Origin of the sequence: Acetonema longum DSM 6540 (assembly GCF_000219125.1) — a bacterium.
Lineage (GTDB): Bacteria > Bacillota > Negativicutes > Sporomusales > Acetonemataceae > Acetonema > Acetonema longum.
This window is the reverse complement of sequence record NZ_AFGF01000147.1, coordinates 1-2,183: the sequence shown is the minus strand read 5'-3', so window position 1 is coordinate 2,183 and position 2,183 is coordinate 1. Positions and strand designations below refer to the sequence as shown.

The 2,183-nt window shown below is 37.9% G+C and carries 1 protein-coding gene; it reads left to right on the top strand.

Annotation, left to right across the window (positions count from 1 at the left end):
* Positions 1–148: 148 nt before the first annotated feature.
* Positions 149–2,095: an ATP-binding protein gene (locus ALO_RS14610; protein WP_004097183.1), complete on the top strand. Its 1,947-nt coding sequence runs from the start codon at positions 149–151 to the stop codon at positions 2,093–2,095.
* The last annotated feature ends 88 nt before the right edge of the window (positions 2,096–2,183 follow it).

Sequence of the window (2,183 nt, the reverse complement as noted above, 5' to 3'; positions counted from 1 at the left end):
AATAGTTCGTAAAGATATGCAGGTACCATTCAGAATTTGTCAAAATATAAAGTATGGCTAATCTGTGATGCTTGTCTGTAAGACGATGTTGATATTCAACAGTAGGTACATCCTACCCTATGGCAGACTCGTAAAGGACGGTGGAGTAATGCGAAAGTCTATTCGGGTAATGTATGCAATTGTATTCATGTTATTATTAGAGGGGGCGAACTATTACGTCCGAGGATCTTTTGATATTCCCACGGATAACCATCTGATTTGGTTTCAGGCTGGATTTTTATCTTTAATTATTGGCTCTTTTCTCACTGAGCACTTTCAGACCAAGCCAACGGATGCCATTGCCTCCTCGGCTTCTTTATTCTTTACAACTTTTACGCTGCAGGAGCCTCCATTCATATGGGCTTGGACGGTCTTGAAGTTACTATGTGCTTTTGTCTTTTTGCTTTGTATTGTGTTAATGTCAATCGAAAAGAGTACTTACGAGATTACTCCACGCATCCGAACAATAGGTCGCGCTGCATATATCTTAGTGAAAGAGCTTGGTAGCGCTAAAATACTCTGTACGTATGCGTTTGTTTTTGGCGTTTTATCATTCGTTGAACAAGATAAGCAAGCCTGGCTTCTTGTTATTTGGATTATTCTTGCTCTCTCTGTGCTGTCAAAACCCCATCAAATAATTAAAAATCTATTTAGCCTCTGGCGAACTAATATACCCGCTCCTGAATATTGCGGCATAGTTACAGGATTTGAAGATGCTAATATAGTTGTTGTTCAGCTTAACAATGAGTTGAGCACTCTTAGCGTAATTGCGGCTTGTCCAGACCCCATATTTGATGAATCGAATGCTTTGTATCTTCTGGTATTACATACTTTTCAAGGAAACAATATGTTGATGGCCAGAACGATAATTCTTGATCATCAGGAATCGAGATGGAATGCCCAAAAATATATCTTTAAAGTTGAGCACTGTCAGGAGCAAGTGAATCATTCATATATATACAGCAGACGGTCTGACATTATTGGCTTGGTTGGAAATAATTCAGAAATCGGGAAACTTAACATTCAATTATATGTGGATGACAGGATTATTAAAAACAATGATATTGTCCAGGTTAGATACAGGGAAGGTAATATTCTTTATCAGATCGTTAACGCAATTGTAAATGAGGAAAAAATAAATCGGGATAGTCTTGGATATACCATGGCGATTGCTATCCAGGTTGGAACATGGAATACAGAACGAATGTGTTTTGAGGATTTTAATTGGGTACCTCCGATAAACACAATTGTTTTTAGAGCAGAACCATTCACTGAAATCGCAACTTGCACCAGAGCATACACTACAAATCAAATGGTGCTTGGTACGTTTAATACAGGCCACCCAATCCTAGTAAATAAATCTGAGTTAGTTACTCATAATACTGCAATCCTTGGTGTAACCGGGAGTGGTAAATCTTGTTTGGGCTATACGATAATTGAAGGGTTAATTGCTAGAGGAATTAAGGTCATTTGCATAGATAATTCGGGAGATTACAATAATCATGTTCGACCTATAACTGGTAATTCACGTATCATCAATGGGGTAAATGCAATTGATGCATTCTTAGCTTCTACTGATGTATTTGTTGTTGCAACAGCCACAAACGTACATTCTGCACTTGAAATAACAAGAAGGACTTATGAATGGGCACAGCAACAATATAATCCTGCCCAAATCGCAATTGAGCCCAAAGTATGCATATTTATGGAAGAGGCTCATTCTCTTATCCCTGAATGGAATAGTGCTGTTAATCCAGGAGATAGAGACTTAGTTAATCAAATTAGTAAATATATTATGCAGGGGCGAAAATTTGGTTGCGGAGTAATAATTGTTACTCAACGAACAGCAAATGTTACGAAGAGTGTCTTATCTCAATGCAATACCATCATTTCTTTCCAAGCTTTTGACAAAACAAGCAATGATTTTTTGAGTAGTTTTATGGAAGAAGACTATGTTGAAAACATATGTCGTCTAAATAATGGTCATGCCATTATCGCCGGGAAGGCGTTAATTTCAGGGAGACCCGTAGCCATTCAATCAATACGAAGGGCATAACAAGTATATGAAGAGTAAAACATCCCCTGGTTTGCACAAACTCATGCTGTGATTTCTTTACCTTTCCATGCTTATCGTAGAAGACGAT